Consider the following 18,173-nt stretch of genomic DNA (forward strand, 5'->3'; position numbering starts at 1 on the left):
TGCTTCCAGGCGGCGTCCAGGCCCCGGACCAGGACCTCGCCCGACTTGGCATCAAGATGACCGGCGTAGGTGGGTGAGACGGGGCGGGCAGCGGGGGCTTGGGCGGGACGGAGGCGGGGCTTGGAGCGGGGCGGGGGGGCGGGGGCGGGGGTGTGGGCCCCACCCCCGCCGTCTTTGCCAGCGGCAGGGCGGCATGCCTTTTGTGGCTTGCCGGTGGCATGGCTCGGTTGTGAGCCCGTGTGCGCCCTCCCGTTCGAATGTGTGGGTATCAGGGGTGCGTGCGAAGGGCATGAGACGTGGGCCGAAACCCCGGCCGACCCAGGGAGGGACCCGTGCCGCGCACCCCCGCTTCCCGAACCCCCTCGTCACAGCCCGTAACCCCGGCGGACACCGTGGACGTCGTCATCATCGGTGGTGGAGTGGCCGGTCTGGCCGCCGCGCACCACCTCACCCGCGCCGGCGCCACCGTCGCCGTCCTGGAGGCGGCCGATCGCGTCGGTGGCCGGGCGGTCACCGAGGAGCTGGACGGCTTCCGCCTGGACCGGGGCAGTCAGCTCCTGGTCAGCTCCTATCCCGAGCTGAGCAGAACCCCCGCGCTCGGCGACCTCACGCTGCGGCCCTTCGCGCCCGGTATATGTCTGCACAACGGGCGCCGCGCGCAGCGCATCGGGGCCGTCCGGAGCACAAGGGTCGCACTGGCCACAGCGCGCGCCCTTTCGCGCGCCTCCGCACGCCCCTCGCCGCGCACCGGCGTCCGTATCCCCTCGCTCCCCGGTCCCCGCCTGCCATCGCCCGGCGGCCCGCCGGCCCCGTCGACCCGAACTCTCCCCTCACTCGGCGCTCCCCGTCTCCCCTCGCTGGCAGCCTCCCGGCTCCCCGGCCTCGGCATGTCACGGATGACCGGCATCGCGACCTCCCGGCTCCCCGGCCTCGGCACGTCGCGACTTCCCGGCCTGGGCACCTCGCGACTTCCCGGCCTGGGCACCTCGCGACTTCCCGGCCTCGGCACGTCGCGACTCCCCGGTCTCGGCGCCTCCCGGCTCCCCGGGCTCGCTGCCTCCCGGCTTCCCGCGCTGCGCGTCTCCCAGGGCGCGCAGTGGGCTTCCCGCGGTGCCTCGGGGGCCGGGCGCGACCAGCCGGTCCAGGACGTGCTCTCGCCTCGCGCCGCCGCGCTGCGTCCGTTGCTTACCGCCCTGCTCGGCGATCCCACGCTGCAGGGCTCCAGCCTCGGCGCCGCCCTCACCCTGCGCGCCTTCGCCACCGGGCGGCTATGTCTGCCGGCGGGAGGTGCGGCGAGCGTCCCCGAGCTGCTCGCCGCCTCGCTGCCGCCGGGCACCGTGCGCACGTCCGTCCGTGCCGTCTCCGTCTCCACCACGCTCGTCACCACCTCCGATCAGCGTCAACTGCGGTGCCGCGCGGCGCTCGTGGCCACGGGAGCGCGCGACGCCGCTGAGCTGTTGCCGGGGCTCCGGGTCCCCGACTTCCATCCCGTGACCATGTTGCACCACACCGCCGACACCCCCCTGAGTTATCCACAGGCACAGGACGCGGCGCTGTTCCTGCCGACCGAGGGCCCGGTGGCGTACAGCTATGTCGCGAGTGCGGTGGACCCCTCGCGCACCCCGCCCGGCAAGTCGCTGATCACCACGGCCGTGCTCGGCTCCGCCGCCACGCTGCCCGCCGGCGCGCTCGACAAGACCGTCCGCGCGCAGCTGGAGCGGCTGTACGGAGCCGGCGTCGACGGCTGGCGGCTGCTGGCCGCGCACCATGATCCGTACGCCGTGCCGGCCATGCCCGCGCCGCACGATCCGCTGCGTCCCGTGCGCGTGCTGGCCGGGCTGTACGTCTGCGGGGACCACCGCGACACCGGCACGGTCCAGGGCGCGCTGCGCTCCGGCCGCCGGGCCGCGCGCGCCCTGCTGCGCGACTTCGGCATCCCGGCCCCGGACGACGCTCCGCACGCCCTGTCCGACGCCGCTTGAGGCCCCATGCCCCCAGCGCCACAGCGCCACAGCGCCACAGCATCACAGACCCCAGGGCCAGGTCCTCAGGCCCGGCACAGCCGCGAGGCCGGGGCGTCACACGCGCCGCCCCGGCCCCGCCGTCCTCGCGCCGTGGCGCCCGCGCCTCACCCCAGCGCGGTCACCTTGTCCCGGTACCCGCGTACGGGGGCGGCGTCCCGGTACGGCTCCAGCCTGCGCTCGAAGTCCCGTACGTACTCATGCACGCGTACGGACCGCATCTCCGCCGCCTGTACCGCCGCCTCGGCGCCCAGCGTGCACGCCTGCTCCAGTTCGCCCAGGCCCAGCCGGGCGCTCGCCAGTACGAGGCGGCAGAGCAGCCGGCTGCGGGCGTAGCCCGCGCCGCGCAGCTGGAGCGAGCGTTCGGCGTGCTGGGCGGCCGCGCGGTACTGCTGCAGATCGCGGTGGCAGTGCCCGAATTCGTCCGCGAGCTGGGCCTCGTCGAAGAAGCGCGCCCAGTGCGGGACCTCGTCCCCGGGGCGCGCGGCCTCCAGTGCCCGTTCGGCGCGGGCCAGGGACGCGGTGCAGGCGCGTACCTCGCCCAGTACCGCGTGGCCGCGTGCCTCCGCCGCGTGCAGCAGCGCCTGGACCAGCGGCGGGGGTCCGCTGCCGATGCCCTGCTGGGCCACCCGCGCAAGCTGGACGGCCTCCCGGCCGTGGCCGAGGTACACCGCCTGCCGGCTCATCGTGATCAGGACGTAGCTGCCGTACGCGCGGTCCCCGGCGGCCTGTGCGAGCCGCAGCGCCTGGACGAAGTACCGCTGTGCGAGGCCGTGCGCGGTGATGTCGTACGAGGTCCAGCCCGCCAGCCGGGTCAGGTCGGCGACGGCCGAGAAGAGCCGCCGCCCGATGGTCTCGCTGTACGCGCCGCGCAGCATGGGCTCGGCCTCGTGTTCCAGGTAGCGCACCAGTGCCTGGCGCGCGTGCCCGCCGCCGTACGCGTGGTCCAGCGTCCGGAAGAGCTCGCCGACCGACCGCAGTGCCGCGATGTCGCCGGCCGACACGCGGTAACCGTGTGTCGGGTCCGGGCGCTCCGGGCGGCGCTGGCGCGGCACCCCGGTGCGCAGCTGCGGCGGCACCCGGGGGCCGGGCGGCTCGGGCCCCGGTTCGCCCCGCGCGACCCGTTCGTCGGCGCGGCCGATGAGCCAGTCGCGGCTGGGCACCACCAGCCCTGCCGGGGTGAACGCGATCTTCCGCAGCTCGGCGTGGCTGCCGGAGTCCTTGCGCCACAGTCCGCTGACGATGTCGACCGCCTCGCCGGGGCTCGCCGCGAATTCGAGCCCCGCGTATACGGGCGCGCAGGCGTCCAGACCCAGGTCCTGCGCCGAGAGCCGGCGTCCGAGGCGGCGGGTGAAGACCTCGGCGATCAGTGCGGGAGTGGTGCCGCGCGGCTGCTGGCCGCGCAGCCATCTCGTCACCGATGTCTTGTCGTAGCGCAGGTCGAGCCCGTGTTCCAGCCCCAGCTGGTCCACCCGGCGGGCCAGACCGGCATTGGAGAATCCCGCCTCCGCGATCAGCGAGGCGAGTCTGCGGTTGGGTGTGCGTTGCGGCGATCCCTCAAGCTGTGGGCCTGGGTCGGGTCGTTCCGTCATCAGCTTTACGGTCTCCTGCCTTCCGGGCCACGCCGCCCGGGCCCGGTCGACACCGTCCGGCGCTTTCGCCCTCCTGGAACGGCGTGAATGTAGCGGCCTGAAGAGGAGTTCCGGCCAGGTTCTCTCCGCGTTCATCCGATCGTGTGAGCACAGCACCGCAGGGCAGACGCGGCCTCACTGCGCCCCGCCGGAAGTCCTGCCCCGCGTGTCCTATCCGTACCGTCCGTCACACCTGCCTCACTCACGTCACGGCTGCCGCCACCAGCCGTCCGTACCGTCCGCCACCGCCCGCATCCGGCCGCCCGTACCGTCCCGTACCCGGCCGCCCTCGGGCGTTCCCGGGCACGGCCGTACAGTGGTGACGGGCGCGATGGATGCAATACGAGGAGCCGCCATGAGTGAGCTGCGCTTTGTCCGGATGGGCTTCGGCGCCGACCGTGTGGAGTACACGACGGCGTGGCAGGAGCAGCGCCGGGTGCACGCAGCCCGGTTCGCCGACGAGATCCCGGACACCTGTCTGCTGCTGGAGCACCCGCCCGTGTACACGGCGGGCCGGCGTACGGACGACAGCGAGCGCCCCCTGGACGGCACCCCCGTCATCGACGTGGACCGCGGCGGGAAGATCACCTGGCACGGTCCGGGGCAGCTGGTCGGTTACCCGATCCAGAAGCTGCCGCGGCCCGTCGACGTGGTGGCGCACGTGCGCCGCCTCGAAGACGCCCTGATCCGCGTGGCCGCCGAGTTCGGCGTGGAGACCTCCCGGGTCGAGGGCCGCAGCGGTGTATGGGTGCTGGGCGCTCCGATCGAGCAGCGGGCGGCCCTGGGCGGCCTGAATCTGGACTTCGACCCGCGCGTCAACGACGAGCTGTTCGACCCCCGGCTGAACGGCCCGGAGTACGCCCCGTCCAACGCCGGGCAGCGCCACGAGGACCGCAAGCTCGCCGCGATCGGTATCCGCGTGGCGAAGGGCGTGACGATGCACGGCTTCGCGCTGAACGTGAACCCAGACAACACCGAGTTCGACAAGATCGTCCCGTGCGGCATCCGCGACGCGGGTGTGACCTCGCTCTCGAACGAGCTGGGCCGCGAGGTCACCATCGACGAGGTGCTGCCGGTCGCCGAGAAGCATCTGCGCGACGTCCTGGAGAACGCCGAGCTGCTGCCCCGCGCCGTCTGACCCGGCCCGCCGGCGCCGGCCACGAGCGGGCTCCGGTGGAATGCAGCCCGGCAGTAGCGGGTTGCGCAGCACGTAAAGACGTGCGAATAACGGGCGTACCCTGGGTACGCCGAAGAAACGAAGCTTAGGGAGCCGGAGTGTCCGCTGTCGCACCCGACGGACGCAAGATGCTGCGCCTGGAGGTCCGGAACAGCCAGACCCCCATCGAGCGCAAGCCCGAGTGGATCAAGACCCGGGCGAAAATGGGCCCCGAGTACAACCACCTGCAGGGCCTGGTGAAGAGCGAGGGCCTGCACACGGTCTGCCAGGAGGCGGGCTGCCCCAACATCTTCGAATGCTGGGAGGACCGCGAGGCGACCTTCCTCATCGGCGGTGACCAGTGCACGCGCCGCTGCGACTTCTGCCAGATCGACACCGGCAAGCCGCAGGAGCTGGACCGCGACGAGCCGCGCCGGGTGGCCGAATCCGTACAGACCATGGATCTGCGGTACGCCACGATCACCGGTGTCGCCCGGGACGACCTGGAGGACGGCGGGGCCTGGCTGTACGCCGAGACCGTCCGGCAGATCCACGGCCTGATGCCCGACACGGGCGTGGAGCTGCTGATCCCCGACTTCAACGCCGAGCCCGACCAGCTGGCCGAGGTCTTCTCCTCGCGCCCCGAGGTGCTGGCCCACAACGTGGAGACGGTGCCGCGGATCTTCAAGCGGATCCGCCCCGGCTTCCGTTACGAGCGCTCCCTAAAGGTCATCACGGAGGCCCGCAAGGACGGCCTGGTGACCAAGTCGAACCTGATCCTGGGCATGGGCGAGACCCGTGAGGAGATCAGCGAGGCGCTGCAGGACCTGCACGACGCGGGCTGCGAGCTGATCACGATCACCCAGTACCTGCGCCCGTCGGTGCGGCACCACCCGGTGGACCGCTGGGTGAAGCCGCAGGAGTTCGTCGAGCTCAAGGAGGAGGCGGAGGAGATCGGCTACGCGGGCGTCATGTCCGGGCCGCTGGTCCGCTCCTCGTACCGGGCCGGCCGCCTCTACCAGCAGGCGATGGACAAGCGCGCGGCGGACGCGGAGCGCCCGGCCGTGTGATCACCATCGGGAAGCGCCCGCATGGTGGACGGGTGGTCATCGCGCCACGTAGATCACCATCGGACGCCGCCCGGTCCGCTGATCACCCGCAAAATCTTTGCATTCGCGAGCGGCCTCATCGGGGCCCGGTGATGTGAATCCCGGCACACGCCGGACGGCGCGGCCCGTACTTCTCCCAGGCGGGAGGGGTACGGGCCGCGCCCACGATTCATGGGCGTTTGACCGTACGGTCATCCGTTGGTAACACCTATCCGTGATGCTTTCCGTGACGATGGATGCACGCACCGCTCACACCCCCGTTGTTCCCACCACCCTGAAGGGGACTCACGCCATGCAGGCCGCGCCCGTCCGCGCCACCGCTCTGCCGCTCCCGTCCGTCACCGGCGCCCTGCGCGCCGTGGAATCGCTGCTGATGCGCAATGGTCAGCGCACCGCCCGCCGGAACGCCTGGACCGCGGTCCTCGAGGACCGCCGCCGCGCCGAGGACCGGCGGGCCGCCCAGCACGTACTGGAGGCCGCGGCGACCCGGAGCACCTCGGCCACGTAAACTTCCGTACATGGCGAGGAAGGAAAACGCAGACACTGCGAACCAGGGGCGGCTCAAGCAGATCGCCCTGACCTACAAGATGACCCGTCGGGTCGACTCCAAGGTCGGTCTTGTCGTCGCGGGCGTGGGCATCGTCGTATTCGGCGTTCTCCTTGCCATCGGCTTCCTGATCGGCCACCCCGTGTACGCGGGCATTCTGGGCTTCCTGCTGGCCTTCCTGGCGATGGCGATCATCTTCGGCCGGCGCGCCGAGAAGGCCGCCTTCGGTCAGATGGAGGGCCAGCCGGGTGCGGCAGCCGCCGTTCTGGAGAACATCGGCCGCGGCTGGTCGGTGACGCCCGCCGTGGCGATGAACCGGAACCAGGACGTGGTGCACCGCGCGGTCGGCAAGCCCGGCATCGTGCTCGTCGGCGAGGGCAACCCGAACCGGCTCCGTGGCCTGCTGGCCGCGGAGAAGAAGCGGATGGCCCGGACGGCAGCCGACGCGCCGGTCCACGACTTCGTGGTCGGTGACGGCGAGGGCCAGATCCCGCTGAAGAAGCTCCGTACGACGCTGCTGAAGCTGCCGCGCACGCTGACCGGTCCCCAGGTGACGGCCACCAACGACCGGCTGAAGGCGCTCGGCGACCTGATGAGCAATATGCCGGTGCCGAAGGGGCCGATGCCCAAGGGCATGCGGATGCCGAAGGGCGGCCGGATGCGGTGACGGCTTCGCCGCCCGCCTGACGACACGACTGCGGCCCGGGACCTGGTGGTCCCGGGCCGTTCGTCATGCGCGGGTGCGCGCCTCAGCGGGTGCGCGCCTCAGCGGGTGCGCGCCTCAGATCGTCTCGTCGTACGCGCGCGTACGCGTCTCAGATCCGTACCTGTACGGCGCGGGCCAGGCGGTCGTGGAGGCCGCGGCCGTCGCGGTCCCAGATGGCGGCGGGGATGACGATCATCAGCGCGACCGTACGGACCAGTACGCGGGGCAGCGACAGCCGGCCGCCGCCCTCGGCGACCACCCGCAGGCCCAGCAGCCGCTTCCCGGGCGTGAAGCCGACCGTGCCGACGGTCAGCAGGCTCAGGACCAGGAAGACCAGCAGCGCCCAGTTGCTCGCCGCGTTCGCCTTGCCGCCGCTGAGCAGCCCGTACGCGATGAGCATGCACAGCGCCCAGTCGATGATCAGGGCCGCGATCCGGCGGCCCGGGCGGGCGACCGAGCCGGAGCCGTGCTCCGGCAGTCCCAGCTGCTGCCCCCGGTAACCGAAGTCGACGCCCATGTCCTCGGCCGCCGCGCGGGGCCCGGAGAGCCACGATCCCATTGCTTGCCTGTTGTCCACCCGTCCACGGTACTGCGACCGCATACATTTCCCGCGGGCCGGGGCGCCGGAACCGGGTGTGCGGCGGCCATCACGCCGTACGGGGTAAGTGCCCGTCCCGGCACCCGGCCGGGGCGCCACGACGGGCCACAGGCCCCGCGCGCCGGTTAACCTGGGCGAAACAAATGGGTCATGCTTGGGAAATCCCGCCTACCTAAGGTCGGGCGAGCGCGCCACCGCACATGGTCGCGATCCGAGGAGCAACCCCGAGCCGCCGACCGGTGACCGGGCTAGGAGGAGTTGGATGTTCCAGAACGCCGACGAGGCCAAGAAGTTCATCGCGGACGAGGACGTCAAGTTCGTCGACGTCCGATTCTGCGACCTGCCCGGTGTCATGCAGCACTTCACGGTACCGGCGGAGGCGTTCGACCCGACCGAGGAGCTCGCCTTCGACGGCTCCTCGATCCGCGGCTTCCAGGCCATCCACGAGTCCGACATGGCGCTGCGCGCGGACCTCACCACGGCCCGTGTCGACCCGTTCCGCCGGGACAAGACCCTCAACGTCAACTTCTTCATCCACGACCCGATCACCGGCGAGCAGTACAGCCGTGACCCGCGGAACGTGGCGAAGAAGGCCGAGGCGTACCTCGCCTCCACCGGCATCGCCGACACCGCGTTCTTCGGCCCCGAGGCCGAGTTCTACGTCTTCGACAACGTCCGCTTCGAGACGTCGGCGAACCAGTCCTTCTACCACATCGACTCCGAGGCCGGCGCCTGGAACACCGGTGCGGTGGAGAACAACCGCGGCTACAAGGTCCGCTACAAGGGCGGTTACTTCCCGGCCCCGCCGGTCGACCACTTCGCCGACCTGCGCGCCGAGATCTCCCTGGAGCTGGACCGCGCGGGCCTGAAGGTCGAGCGCCAGCACCACGAGGTCGGCACCGCCGGCCAGGCGGAGATCAACTACAAGTTCAACACGCTGCTCGCCGCGGCCGACGACCTGATGCTCTTCAAGTACATCGTGAAGAACGTCGCCTGGCGCAACAACAAGACCGCGACCTTCATGCCGAAGCCGATCTTCGGTGACAACGGTTCCGGCATGCACGTCCACCAGTCCCTGTGGTCCGGTGGCGAGCCGCTCTTCTACGACGAGCAGGGCTACGCGGGCCTCTCGGACACCGCCCGCTACTACATCGGCGGCATCCTCAAGCACGCTCCGTCGCTGCTGGCCTTCACCAACCCGACGGTGAACTCCTACCACCGCCTGGTCCCCGGCTTCGAGGCCCCGGTCAACATGGTGTACTCGCAGCGCAACCGTTCGGCCGCGATGCGTATCCCGATCACCGGCTCGAACCCGAAGGCCAAGCGCGTCGAGTTCCGCGCCCCGGACCCGTCCTCCAACCCGTACCTGGCGTTCTCCGCGCTCCTCCTCGCGGGCCTGGACGGCGTGAAGAACAAGATCGAGCCGGCCGAGCCGATCGACAAGGACCTGTACGAGCTGGCTCCCGAGGAGCACGCGAACGTCCAGCAGGTCCCGACCTCCCTCCCCGCGGTCCTCGACGCCCTGGAGGCGGACAACGAGTACCTCCAGCAGGGCGGCGTCTTCACCTCGGACCTGATCGAGACCTGGATCGACTACAAGCGCACCAACGAAATCGCCCCGATCCAGCTCCGCCCGCACCCGCACGAGTTCGAGCTGTACTTCGACATCTAAGAGCGGCGCTCTTTGTCGGACGAGGGCCGGCACCCCACGTTGGGGTGCCGGCCCTCGCGGCGTTCAGGAGCCGACCTGGGAGATGCCGTTCGTGAGCTGACCCAGGACATCCAGGATTCCCTGGCCGAGCGGGGTCGTGGCGATGAGGACTCCGAACGACACGGCGAGGAGCACCGTCACCGTCTGGTCGACTCGGCTTCTGGCCTGCACGCGGCGGCGCAGCAGCAGGAAGAGGATGACAGCGAGTAATAGCGCCACATTGATGGTCAGCAATGCGGGACCTCCCGTCAGGCCATACACCCTGATCCTCCGGTATAGCCCGAAACGGGAGATTCCGCGCCTGTGCTGCTGGGGGAGGCCGGTCGTGCGGTCAGTGCGCCGGGATACGGGCCGAGACGCAGGGGTCCTCGTTGCGGTAGCCGAGGCGGGTGTAGAGGCGGTCGGCGGGGGTGTTGTCGGCCAGTTGCCAGAGGGTGCAGAAGCCGTGGAGGCGGACGGCGTGGCGGGTGAGCCAGGAGGTCAGGATCGCGCCGAGGCCCTGGCCGCGGAGGGTGGCGTCGGTGGCGACCGAGGCCATCAGCGGGGCGCCGCTGTCGCGCAGGCTGCTCAGGGCGCCGCAGGCGACGAGCCGGCCGTCGGGGTCGCGGATGCCGGCCCACAGGCTGACGTCGGCGGAGCCGGGGCCGGTGGAGTGGGCGGGGCTGTGCTCGGCGAGGAAGGCGCGGATTTCGGCGTGGTGGGACTCGTCGAGGACGATCACGCGGTCCTCGCCGCGTTGCGCCGGGGGCTCGTCCAGGGTCCAGCGGAAGATCCACTCGACGATGTCGGTCAGCGGCAGGTGGCGGCCGACCAGGGTTTCCGTGCCGAGGGGGCCGGTGAACTCCCGTACCCGGTCGGGAGAGCCCAGCGCGGCGCGCAGTACGAGGCCGGCGGCGGCGTCCGGCTCGCCGACGGACCACACATGACCGCGCGCGTCGTCGAGCCAGGCGGCGGCGCCGTCGGTGGTCCAGCTGATCCGGTCGGCCGGGCGCGGCCGGGCGGCGCCGAAGCGCAGCAGGGCGGCGCCGGTCCGGTTCTCCAGACCTTGGGTGAACAGGTCGGCGGCTCGGGGAGCAAGAGTCGTTGCCTGCATCGCTCTCAGGGAGGTCGTCGGGAAAGCGGCATTCCGGACACGCAGGGCGCTGCGGCCGGAAGGTCTGGGTTAAGGGGGGTCCCCGGCGACGGCTGCGCACGCGCGCGCCCGGACGGCCGGGGCGGACCACTGTGGCATACCGCCCCCGGGCCAGGGCAAATCCGGCGGTCGCGGCGCCGGCCCGGCCCCGCGTGAGGCCCCGCCGTGAGCGCCATAGGGGAGGGCCGCCACCCCGCGTCGGGTGGCGGCCCTGCCGTATGGCGAAGAGGCGCGTTACTCCCCCGCCAGCAGCTCCCGCAGTTCTGCGACCGCCGTGCGGAGGTGGTCCGCGAAGGCGTGCATCTGGTCGGCTACCGGGCGTGGGGTGCTCAGGTAGAGGTTGAAGCGGTCGGGGAGGAGGACGTAGGCGATGCCGATGCAGCGGCTGCTCGTGGAGCCGAAGCCGAAGTACTGGATGTACTCGGACGGCGCCGAGCTGGTGCTCAGGTAGTCGTCGCGCATCGTCAGCCAGCCCGGGGAGCGGTAGAGCGCCGGCTGTTCGGGCACGCCCAGGTCCGCGCCGCGGCGGCGCTGGATCAGCTCCAGTTCCCACAGGTGCTGCTCGGGCGCGTCGCCCGCCTGGCACTCCTTGGCGCGGGTGACATGGGCCGCCGCGGCGGTGCGGAAGGCGGCGCGGCGGGCCTCGGCGTCGGCCGCCGGGTCCTCCATGGCGGCCACGAACGCCTGGATCTCGGGGGTGACGACGCGCATGGCCTCGGTGCGGCCGCGCCGCCACTGGCGGGTGGCGATCGACTCGTACGTGGCGCCCAGCCGGCCCTTGGCGCGCTGGTGGGCGAGCTGGTACGCGAGCTGCACGAAGGCGTCGGGCGAGGTGCGGAGGGCCTTGGCCGCGGTACTGCCGAAGTCCTCGAAGGACACCGTCTGCGTGGCGGTGTCCGCGCCGTACTGGGCGAAGGACTCGGCGGCGGCGCGGGCCCTGGCCTGGAGGGCGTCGTCCAGCGCGAAGACGACCGGGGCGATCTCGGGGCGGCCCTGGGAGCGGGCGCCGGAGAGCCGGGAGTGCTCCTCGGCGGGGGTGCCGAGGAGGGCGTCGACGAAGCTGAGGATGGTCGTGCCGTCCAGTTCGCAGTGCTCGACGTTGATGCCGGCCCGGCCGTCGGCGAAGACGACGAAGGTCACGGCCTTGTCGAACCAGCGGTTGCCGCGGTCCCCGTAGAGCAGCTCGTCGCAGGTCTCCTGGGTGTCGGCGGGCGCGAAGTCCTCCAGGGAGACGCAGAAGAGAGCCGTTTCGACGGTGTCGAGGGCTGCCGCGTTGCCGGGGTGAGCGAGGAGGTCGGCGCGGGCGGCCGCCCACTCGGCGCGGGCCATGGTGGTGAGGTGGCCCACGGACGTGCCCGGTGCCGGCGGTTCCGCGCCGGCCTTCACCACGGCGGCCAGCCCCGCTTCGAGGTCGGCGAGGCTGTGCGGGGTGCCGTCGGCGGCCAGGACGTCCATCCGGTACATCGCTCCCCGGAAGAACACCACGATGTGGCGCGCGTCCGAGGGGCCGGGCCACTCCTCGGAGTACGGGTGGCGGACCGTGTCCTGCTCCGCGCCGGGGATGCGGGTGGTGGAGAAGAGGTACTTGTTCTGCTCCATGGTCTGCGGCGCCCCGCGCAGCACCACGGGCGGGATCTTCTCCTCGTCGAGCTGCTTCTTGTAGGCGAGCGCCCCGGCGATCAGCCCGGCCGCCCGCTCGGCCTGCTGCTGCCCGGTGTCCTGGAAGAGGAAGAAGAAGTTGGCGTTGAGGGCGATGCGGTCCCGGCGGCCGAGGTAGCGGTAGGGCCAGAAGGTGTCGAGCCAGCTGTGCACGCCGGGCGTGCGGTCGTACCCGGCCAGCGCCGCCTGCAGGACCGGGCCCGGGCCGTCCGGGCGGCGGAAGGCGACCACCTCCGCCTCGGTCGCCGCCCGCTCCTCGGGGGTCAGCAGCGGCCCGCACCAGGCGAGGAACCGCTCGCAGCTGTCCTCCAGCGAGGGCAGCGGCACCCGCGGCAGGGTGTCCTCATGGGCGAAGGTGGAGGTGGTGGGGGCGGCGGTGGCCGGGGGTGCGGTGGCCGTGCCCTGACTGGGGTTCAAAGCTGCTCTCGATTCGGGTCGTGAGGATCATGGGACCGGAGGCGTCCTGCCGGGCCGTACGGCCGGGAGACGTAGAGCTGTGCGTACAGCCAGCCTTCCGCTTCCAGACCGGTGGCATCCACTCCGGCTGCCGACATCGTGTCCAGGACGAGCGCCTGTTCCTCGGGGGAGGCGAAGCGGCGCTGCTTGTGCATCCCGTCGACGCGGGTGGTCTCGTAGCCCAGGCCCGCCAGCGCCCGCTCGACCGGGTCGAACGGGAACATCCGCAGCACGAAGTGGGCCATCCAGGGCCGGTGGCCGCCCTGCGCGCGGACGACGCGGGTGAGGGTGCGTTCGGTGACGTAGCCGATGCAGCCGGTGGAGAACACCAGGTCGGCGCCGGACAGCAGGGCGCGCTGGTCCGGTGTGGGGTCGTGGTTCTCCAGGTCGGCGTGGACGGTGTCGTCGAGGAAGCCGGCCTCGCGCGCGTACGCGAGGGCGTTCTCGGAGGCGTCGAGGCCGACGAAGCGGGTGAGCTGGGCGGGCCGGCGGGCGCGGGACAGCTCCCGGTCCCGGGCCAGCAGCTCCTCGCGCGTCAGCCCGGCGGCCGCGTCGCCGCCGTAGCGGGCGTACAGCTCGTCCATGGACACGTCGTACTTCAGCAGCGCGGCGTTGATGCCGTACGAGCAGCCGATGTCGACGACCTTGGGCACCGCCACCCGCCGGTCCTCGCGGTACTCCTTGAGGAGCTTGGCGAAGTACGGCTTGGCGAGCTGCGGTACGCAGTAGTCGAGCGTGCGCAGCACCGTGAAGTACGCGCGCGGGTCGGGCTGCGTGTAGATGTGGTCGAGCGAGACTTTTCCGGTCGTGTCGAAGCGCACGGGGTTGCTCCTCCGTGGATCGCGAGTGGGGAAACGTCCTGCGGCGTGCTGCGGGGCGCCCCGTTATAGGGAGGATGCCCCGCGACGGCTCAGTCCAGCAGCTCGTCCCCCCGCACGGCGCGGCCCTCGGCCGCCGCCAGGTGCTCGGGGAGCACCCGGCCGAAGAGCTGGCGGGTGCGGGCCACGCTGCCGATGACGCCGGGGCGCTCGCTGTACGCGAAGATCGCCGAGTGGCGTGCCGTGCCGCCGCCGACGGGGCTGACGCGGTGCAGGGAGTAGCGGCCCTTGAAGAGCTGGAGGTCGCCGGTGTGCAGCGGGAGGCGGCGGATCAGCCGCTCGCCGCGGCCGGCCAGGACGTCCCGTACGTCGTCGAAGTGCTCGTCCTTCGCCGACCGGATGTTCGGGCAGTACTCGAAGGCGCCGCCGGCCTCGGCCTCCTGCGTGAGCATGGAGACGGTGAACTCGTTGGTGTCGAAGTGCCAGGGGTGTTCCCGGCCGGGCGCGACGACGTTGAGGACGAGGCCGGCGAGCGGGTCGGCGAGCTCGTACAGCCCGGGGAGGCCGAAGCAGCGGGCGACGAAGGTGCGGAACGCCTCGTGGCGGTAGAGCCGGCTGATGAGCGCTTCGGCCGGAATGTGGTCACGGGCGACGAAGGCGTTGCCGCGCTCGAAGGTGGTGCGGCCCGGGTGGTCCGCGGGCAGGTCCGCGTCCACGGAGGTGTTGTAGACGTTGACCGTCTCGACGTCGTAGTACGCACGGGGCGCGAGGTCCGCGCACTCCTCGCGCAGCGTGTCGCGCAGGGCCGGGCGGACGAAGTCCGGCAGTACGGTGCAGCCGAGCGTATCCAGCTCGTGGCGGGCGCGGGCGGTCAGGGCGCGGCCCTCGGCGCCGTCCGGGTCCGCCAGGGGATAGCGGGCCGTATCGACCAGTTCGTCGAGCGCCGTGGCTTCAAGTGTGCTCATGCGATCCTCTCCACGCGTGCGGGCGGACGTGCCAACTGTACGGAGGAGTAACGCAGTTGAACGTGTCACAGTGTCGCAATGTTGTCTGTGACACGTCACACGGCGCGTTCACGCATACTGACCGGCCATTTCGAGACGGTCAGGGAGCGGGTCCCGCATGGCGTGCGTCACAGCGGGCCCAGGTAACACGGGGTTCACATTCGAGCAATGGCCGGGAAACGGCTCGTTGCCATGGTGCATGAGTACGCCCGCACGCGTATTCGTACCAAACCGCAGGAAGGGCCCCCGTGACCATCAAGGCCGAGTACATCTGGATCGACGGCACGCAGCCGACCGCCAAGCTCCGCTCGAAGACGAAGATCCTCTCCGGGCCCCGTGAGCTGGCCGAGCTGCCCGTGTGGGGCTTTGACGGTTCCAGCACCAACCAGGCCGAGGGTCACTCCTCCGACCTCGTGCTGCAGCCCGTCTTCTCCTGCCCGGACCCGATCCGCGGCGGTGAGCACATCCTCGTCCTGTGCGAGGTGCTCAACACCGACATGACCCCGCACGCCTCCAACACCCGTGCGCTGCTGCGTCCGGTCGCGGAGAAGTTCGCGAACCAGGAGCCGATCTTCGGCATCGAGCAGGAGTACACCTTCCTCAAGGGCAGCCGCCCGCTCGGCTTCCCCGAGGGCGGCTACCCGGCCCCGCAGGGCGGCTACTACTGCGGCGTCGGCGCCGAGGAGATCTTCGGTCGCGAGATCGTCGAGAAGCACCTCGACCACTGCCTCGCCGCGGGCCTGGGCATCTCCGGCATCAACGCCGAGGTCATGCCGGGTCAGTGGGAGTTCCAGGTCGGCGCGCTGCCGGCGCTGGAGGTCTCCGACCACATGTGGATCGCGCGCTGGCTGCTCTACCGCACCGCCGAGGACTACGGCATCACCGCCACCCTGGACGCCAAGCCGGCCAAGGGCGACTGGAACGGCGCGGGCGCGCACACCAACTTCTCCACCAAGGCGATGCGCGAGGGCTACGACGCGATCATCACCGCGTGCGAGTCGCTGGGCCAGGACGGCAAGCCGCTGGAGCACGTGAAGCAGTACGGCACCGGCATCGAGGACCGCCTGACCGGCGCCCACGAGACCGCCCCCTGGGACCAGTACAGCTACGGCGCGTCCGACCGCGGCGCCTCGGTCCGCATCCCGTGGCAGGTCGAGCGGGACAAGAAGGGCTACATCGAGGACCGCCGCCCGAACGCGAACGTCGACCCCTACGTGGTCACTCGCCTGATGGTGGACACCTGCTGCACCGCGCTGGAGAAGGCCCTCCAGGTCTGAGGCACGGTCCGAGGCACGCAATTCCCGTGAGGGGCGCCCCGCTTGACGCGGGGCGCCCTTCTCGTATGACGGGCGCACGAAGGACAGATCACGCCCCGTCTGGTTGAATAGGGGCATGGCCAGCCTCACCGAAACCTCGACGGGTCGCACCGACCTCGAGCCGTTCTGGCCGTCCCGGCAGGATCACCTCTTCGACCGTCTGTGTTGCCGCGCGCACTGAGCGCGGGCCCGCAAAGCACCCAGACAGCAGCCCTGCCCGCGCGCACGACGTCCCCCGACGCCCCACTGCGCGAAAGAGCTGACCTCGATGACGAACGTACGATCCCTCTCTGCCACCGCCCCGACGGCCGCCGTTCCCGCTCCGCCCCGGCTGCGTGCCGTGGCCCCCGACGAAGTACCGCCGGTCGCCGACCTCTTGGGCGCCGACGCCACCTGGCTGCCGGCCCCTCAGCACACCCTTCCCGAGCTGCCGGGCCGGCCCCCGATGGTCGGCTACCTCGTCCTCGTACCGGCCGCCGCCACGCCCCGTCCTGAGCCCGAGCCGGAGTCCAAGGCCCCCGCTGCCAGTTATGGCGAGGGCGGCGTCCGGGTCGACCCGGAGCGCCGCACCGTGCACGTCCAGGACCGTCAACTGGAGCTGACCTTCCTGGAGTTCGAGCTGCTGGCACACCTGGTGGCGCACCCGCAGCGGGTGCACACCCGCGACCAGCTCGTGACGACGGTGTGGGGTTACGGGCATGTCGGCGACGGCCGCACGGTCGACGTCCACATCGCCCGCCTGCGCCGCAAGCTGGGCGCCGCGCACCGCTCGTCGATCGTGACGGTGCGGCGTGTCGGCTACAAGTACGTGCCGGTGTCCTGACCGTGTGCCTGCGGGGCCCTGCCGGTGCGGCCGGGCCCCGCAGGCCGTCACGTCAGGCGGTCCGCGCGCGCCGTCGGGCCAGTGCCCCGGCGCACACGTCGATCACCAGGAAACCCAGCAGCGGTATGCCGAACAGCGGCAGGAACCAGCCCACCGCGGCCGTCACCGCCGCCAGCGGGAGCAGTACCGGCAGCGGGAGCTGCCGCCAGGCGCCGCGCGGGTAGGCCCGCCCGGCGCTGAAGCCGGAGTCACGGCGCGGCCTGCGCTGCCACCACATCCGGTAACCCCACACGATCACCAGGATCAGCGCGGCCATCAGGGCGGCGAGCGCCACCTGGTTCGCGAGGCCGAACAGCACGCCCATGTGCACGTCGATCCCCCACCGGGTCAGCTTGGCGAGCAGCGGGTGGTCGGCGAAGTCGAGCCGGTCGGTGACCTGCCCGCTCGCCGGGTCGACCGCGATCGAGTCCAGGTGCGCGGGCCACTGCTTGTCGGTCTGCTGGACGACGTACGCGGGCGCTGCGGCGGTCGGGATGCGGATCTCCACGGGCCCGCTCAAGCCCTCCTTCCGTGCTGTACGCAGGGTGGCGTCGAGCCCGTCGAGCGGCTGGGCACGGGTACTGCCGTGCCCGGCGTGGCCCTCGTGCTGCGCGTGCGCGCCGTGGTCCATGCCCGGCATGTTCGGCGGCATCCCCGGGACCTCGGTCGACACGGCCGGGGTGGCGCCGCCCAGCGCGTCCTGGATCCGCCCGATGTGCTCGCCCGCGTACGTGGACCAGGTCAGGCCCGTCGCGGAGAGCGCGATCAGGCCGACGGCCGACCACAGGCCGACCGTGCCGTGCAAGGACAGCGTGCGACGACGCCCCGTCGTACCGCGCAGCTTGCGCGCCGCGCGCCGCCGCCCGAGCCACAGCAGTACTCCGCCGAGCGCGACCACCCACAGCCAGCTGGCGGCCAGCTCGCTGTAGAGCCGCCCCGGTTCGCCGAGCAGCAGATCGCGGTGGAGGTGGTCGATGGTGGCGCGCAGCGGCAGCGCGCCGGAGCTGCCGTAACTCTCCAGCGCGCCGCGCACCTTGCCGGTGTACGGGTCGACGAAGACGGCCAGCGATTCGCTCTCCCCGAGGCCGGGCACGTCGAGGGCGACCCGGGTCGTGGCGCCGGGTTCGGCGGACGGCCGGACCGCGGTCAGGGTGCCTTCGGGGTGTGCCCGCAGGGCGGCGTCCACCTGGCGGGAGAGCGGGAGTTGCGTACCGCGGGCGTCGGTGCGGAGTTCGTGCGCGTACACGATCTTCTCCGCCTGGAGGGAACCGGCGTACAGCAGGCCCGTCACGGCGGCGACGAGCAGGAACGGGGCGATCAGCAGCCCCGCGTAGAAGTGCAGCCGCAGCACGAGCGGGCGCAGCGCGGGCCATCCGGCGCGCCGGGGCGGCGGCTCGGCGGCCTCCCGCGTGCGGGCAGGGTCGAGTACGGACATGGTGATTTCTTC

Annotated in this window: 16 protein-coding genes; 8 read left to right on the forward strand and 8 right to left on the reverse strand. The window is 71.8% G+C overall.

Translation table 11 applies throughout. The annotated features are described in order from the left end of the window. Positions 1 to 332: 332 nt before the first annotated feature. Complete coding sequence (locus AB0I82_RS08870) at positions 333 to 1,982, forward strand: FAD-dependent oxidoreductase (RefSeq protein WP_363256435.1); 1,650 nt, start codon at positions 333 to 335, stop codon at positions 1,980 to 1,982. Between the two features lie 146 nt (positions 1,983 to 2,128). Here the strand turns inward: AB0I82_RS08870 and AB0I82_RS08875 are convergent, their stop codons facing one another. Beyond that, positions 2,129 to 3,613, reverse strand: a complete 1,485-nt coding sequence (locus tag AB0I82_RS08875) for a regulator (RefSeq protein ID WP_363256436.1) — start codon at positions 3,611 to 3,613, stop codon at positions 2,129 to 2,131. A gap of 394 nt (positions 3,614 to 4,007) precedes the next feature. Between AB0I82_RS08875 and lipB the strand changes: the two genes are divergently transcribed. The 4 genes from lipB to AB0I82_RS08895 all read left to right on the forward strand — a co-directional run bounded on the left by lipB (position 4,008) and on the right by AB0I82_RS08895 (position 7,131). Continuing rightward, positions 4,008 to 4,790, forward strand: a complete 783-nt coding sequence (lipB, locus tag AB0I82_RS08880) for a lipoyl(octanoyl) transferase LipB (protein WP_363256437.1) — start codon at positions 4,008 to 4,010, stop codon at positions 4,788 to 4,790. A 137-nt stretch (positions 4,791 to 4,927) separates the two neighbouring features. After that, positions 4,928 to 5,878 carry a lipoyl synthase gene (gene lipA, locus AB0I82_RS08885; RefSeq protein ID WP_363256438.1) on the forward strand — a complete coding sequence of 317 codons (951 nt, stop codon included), beginning with the start codon at positions 4,928 to 4,930 and terminating at the stop codon, positions 5,876 to 5,878. A 331-nt stretch (positions 5,879 to 6,209) separates the two neighbouring features. Then, positions 6,210 to 6,425: a hypothetical protein gene (locus AB0I82_RS08890; RefSeq protein WP_363256439.1), complete on the forward strand. Its 216-nt coding sequence runs from the start codon at positions 6,210 to 6,212 to the stop codon at positions 6,423 to 6,425. 10 nt (positions 6,426 to 6,435) lie between these two features. Continuing rightward, positions 6,436 to 7,131, forward strand: a complete 696-nt coding sequence (locus AB0I82_RS08895) for a DUF4191 domain-containing protein (RefSeq protein ID WP_363256440.1) — start codon at positions 6,436 to 6,438, stop codon at positions 7,129 to 7,131. 148 nt (positions 7,132 to 7,279) lie between these two features. Here AB0I82_RS08895 and AB0I82_RS08900 read toward each other — a convergent pair whose 3' ends face one another. Then, a complete protein-coding gene (locus AB0I82_RS08900) occupies positions 7,280 to 7,747 on the reverse strand; it encodes an RDD family protein (RefSeq protein ID WP_363256441.1) in 468 nt (155 codons plus the stop codon). A 283-nt stretch (positions 7,748 to 8,030) separates the two neighbouring features. Between AB0I82_RS08900 and glnA the strand changes: the two genes are divergently transcribed. Continuing rightward, positions 8,031 to 9,440 carry a type I glutamate--ammonia ligase gene (gene glnA / locus AB0I82_RS08905; RefSeq protein WP_363256442.1) on the forward strand — a complete coding sequence of 470 codons (1,410 nt, stop codon included), beginning with the start codon at positions 8,031 to 8,033 and terminating at the stop codon, positions 9,438 to 9,440. 63 nt (positions 9,441 to 9,503) lie between these two features. On the opposite strand, the gene AB0I82_RS08910 is transcribed toward glnA, so the two are convergent. The 5 genes from AB0I82_RS08910 to AB0I82_RS08930 all read right to left on the reverse strand — a co-directional run bounded on the left by AB0I82_RS08910 (position 9,504) and on the right by AB0I82_RS08930 (position 14,509). Next, positions 9,504 to 9,713: a hypothetical protein gene (locus AB0I82_RS08910; protein ID WP_363256443.1), complete on the reverse strand. Its 210-nt coding sequence runs from the start codon at positions 9,711 to 9,713 to the stop codon at positions 9,504 to 9,506. Positions 9,714 to 9,810: 97 nt separating this feature from the next. Next, positions 9,811 to 10,572 carry a GNAT family N-acetyltransferase gene (locus AB0I82_RS08915; RefSeq protein ID WP_363256444.1) on the reverse strand — a complete coding sequence of 254 codons (762 nt, stop codon included), beginning with the start codon at positions 10,570 to 10,572 and terminating at the stop codon, positions 9,811 to 9,813. A 273-nt stretch (positions 10,573 to 10,845) separates the two neighbouring features. Further along, positions 10,846 to 12,687: a choline/carnitine O-acyltransferase gene (locus AB0I82_RS08920; protein WP_363256445.1), complete on the reverse strand. Its 1,842-nt coding sequence runs from the start codon at positions 12,685 to 12,687 to the stop codon at positions 10,846 to 10,848. Beyond that, complete coding sequence (locus AB0I82_RS08925) at positions 12,684 to 13,547, reverse strand: class I SAM-dependent methyltransferase (protein WP_363256446.1); 864 nt, start codon at positions 13,545 to 13,547, stop codon at positions 12,684 to 12,686. Before AB0I82_RS08925 ends, AB0I82_RS08920 begins: the two co-directional genes overlap by 4 nt. 89 nt (positions 13,548 to 13,636) lie before the next feature. Further along, a complete protein-coding gene (locus tag AB0I82_RS08930) occupies positions 13,637 to 14,509 on the reverse strand; it encodes an arpA protein (RefSeq protein WP_363256447.1) in 873 nt (290 codons plus the stop codon). A gap of 287 nt (positions 14,510 to 14,796) precedes the next feature. On the opposite strand from AB0I82_RS08930, the gene glnII reads away from it, so the two are divergent. Then, positions 14,797 to 15,825, forward strand: a complete 1,029-nt coding sequence (gene glnII / locus AB0I82_RS08935) for a glutamine synthetase (RefSeq protein WP_363256448.1) — start codon at positions 14,797 to 14,799, stop codon at positions 15,823 to 15,825. A 307-nt stretch (positions 15,826 to 16,132) separates the two neighbouring features. Further along, a complete protein-coding gene (locus AB0I82_RS08940) occupies positions 16,133 to 16,687 on the forward strand; it encodes a winged helix-turn-helix domain-containing protein (protein ID WP_363256449.1) in 555 nt (184 codons plus the stop codon). Between the two features lie 52 nt (positions 16,688 to 16,739). Here AB0I82_RS08940 and AB0I82_RS08945 read toward each other — a convergent pair whose 3' ends face one another. Next, complete coding sequence (locus AB0I82_RS08945) at positions 16,740 to 18,161, reverse strand: PepSY domain-containing protein (protein WP_363256450.1); 1,422 nt, start codon at positions 18,159 to 18,161, stop codon at positions 16,740 to 16,742. Positions 18,162 to 18,173: the final 12 nt, after the last annotated feature.

This window comes from Streptomyces sp. NPDC050315 (genome assembly GCF_040655775.1).
Classification (GTDB): Bacteria; Actinomycetota; Actinomycetes; order Streptomycetales; family Streptomycetaceae; genus Streptomyces.

Bases quoted from the DNA above. Each gene is read 5' to 3' on its own strand.
- AB0I82_RS08940 (WP_363256449.1), top strand. From the start codon at position 16,133: ATGACGAACGTACGATCCCTCTCTGCCACCGCCCCGACGGCCGCCGTT.
- AB0I82_RS08890 (WP_363256439.1), top strand. From the start codon at position 6,210: ATGCAGGCCGCGCCCGTCCGCGCCACCGCTCTGCCGCTCCCGTCCGTC.
- lipB (WP_363256437.1), top strand. From the start codon at position 4,008: ATGAGTGAGCTGCGCTTTGTCCGGATGGGCTTCGGCGCCGACCGTGTG.
- AB0I82_RS08945 (WP_363256450.1), bottom strand. From the start codon at position 18,161: ATGTCCGTACTCGACCCTGCCCGCACGCGGGAGGCCGCCGAGCCGCCG.
- AB0I82_RS08875 (WP_363256436.1), bottom strand. From the start codon at position 3,613: ATGACGGAACGACCCGACCCAGGCCCACAGCTTGAGGGATCGCCGCAA.
- glnA (WP_363256442.1), top strand. From the start codon at position 8,031: ATGTTCCAGAACGCCGACGAGGCCAAGAAGTTCATCGCGGACGAGGAC.
- AB0I82_RS08930 (WP_363256447.1), bottom strand. From the start codon at position 14,509: ATGAGCACACTTGAAGCCACGGCGCTCGACGAACTGGTCGATACGGCC.
- AB0I82_RS08915 (WP_363256444.1), bottom strand. From the start codon at position 10,572: ATGCAGGCAACGACTCTTGCTCCCCGAGCCGCCGACCTGTTCACCCAA.
- AB0I82_RS08895 (WP_363256440.1), top strand. From the start codon at position 6,436: ATGGCGAGGAAGGAAAACGCAGACACTGCGAACCAGGGGCGGCTCAAG.